At 75.2% G+C, this 713-nt stretch carries 1 protein-coding gene; it reads right to left on the bottom strand.

The window, feature by feature from the left end; all coding sequences use genetic code 11:
* Nucleotides 1-19: 19 nt before the first annotated feature.
* A complete protein-coding gene (locus tag E2E34_RS34835) occupies nucleotides 20-661 on the bottom strand; it encodes a TetR/AcrR family transcriptional regulator (protein ID WP_138905785.1) in 642 nt (213 codons plus the stop codon).
* Nucleotides 662-713: the final 52 nt, after the last annotated feature.

Raw genomic sequence — 713 nt, 5'->3', positions numbered from 1 at the left:
GATCGGGCCGGCCCGGTGCTCAGCCGGCCGGGCGCGTCGCGACACCGGCCACGCGCAGCGCCGCGTCGGCCGTCGCGGCGGCGAAGGACTCGGGCGGGCGGCCCGGGTCGGAGCGGTGGATCAGGATGACGCCCTCGATGAGCCCGAACACCAGGTCGGTCCGCAGGGCCAGTTCATCGGTGTCCAGGGCCCCGCAGCAGTCCGTCGCGGCGAGCAGCCGCCCGTAGGCGGCCTTGAGGTCCGCCCGCACCTGGCGGAAGCCGGAGAACGCCTCGGTGCGCACCTCGGGCAGCAGGTACAGCGCGCCGAGGTTGTGCGGGCCGCCGCACAACAGCTCGACGTCGGAGCGGCAGAGCTGCCAGAGCCTGGCCTCGGCCGACGCCGTGCCGTCGGCGAGCAGCCGCTGGGCCAGCTCCAGGGACGGGGCGACGGTGGATTCCAGGAGCCCGGCCAGCAGCTCCTCCTTGCCCGCGACGTAGTGGTACATCGTCGCCTGGCGCATCCCGGCCCGCTCGGCGACGGCGCGGGTCGTCGTGGCCGCGTAACCGTGGGTCGTGAACAACTCCGCCGCCGCTTCGAGGAGTTCCTCACGCGGGGTCAGCCCGCTGTCCGGCCGCTGCTGGGCGCGCGGCCGTCCGACCCGCCGTCCTGTGGTGCTCATGCCGCCGATCGTCGCACACCCACCCCGACCACCCCCGACGCCGGCCGTACAC

Origin of the sequence: Streptomyces albidochromogenes, from assembly GCF_005981925.1 — a bacterium.
In the GTDB taxonomy this organism is placed as follows: domain Bacteria; phylum Actinomycetota; class Actinomycetes; order Streptomycetales; family Streptomycetaceae; genus Streptomyces; species Streptomyces albidochromogenes.
Note: the sequence above shows the minus strand (reverse complement) of the source record. Positions and strands in the feature narration are given on the sequence as shown.

Coding starts and splice junctions, on each gene's coding strand:
- E2E34_RS34835 (WP_138905785.1), bottom strand. CDS start 661: ATGAGCACCACAGGACGGCGGGTCGGACGGCCGCGCGCCCAGCAGCGG.